The sequence below is a fragment of the Staphylococcus coagulans genome, from assembly GCF_002901995.1.
Lineage (GTDB): Bacteria > Bacillota > Bacilli > Staphylococcales > Staphylococcaceae > Staphylococcus > Staphylococcus coagulans.
The window spans coordinates 1-310 of record NZ_PPQN01000150.1; the positions used below are offsets into that span (position 1 = coordinate 1).

The 310-nt window shown below is 25.8% G+C and carries 1 protein-coding gene; it reads right to left on the bottom strand.

Translation table 11 applies throughout. The features are described from left to right. The coding region (locus tag CD118_RS11865; protein WP_142380890.1) for a CPBP family intramembrane glutamic endopeptidase at positions 1–310 on the bottom strand (310 nt) is incomplete at both ends.

The following is a 310-nucleotide window of genomic DNA, read 5'->3' on the forward strand; positions in this document are numbered from 1 at the left end:
AACTAGTAGATTGTATATTGTATGTATAAATACTGTGTCTTTAATATCTTTAGTTTTGTAAGCAATAGCCCCTAAAATTAAACCTAAAAACATGCGTAATGTGATATTTATAATAAAACTTTCTGAGTTATGTAAAATAACTGCGAACAAGAGTGAAGAAATTATTAATGAAGTAGAGACATTGAAATTTTCTAGTAATCTACCTAAAATAATCTTTCTGTAGAAAAACTCCTCTGACAAACCTACTATTAACATGGCAACCAGAAATTCTATATTTTGATAATTCAAAAAAATCAATGTGATATAAAAG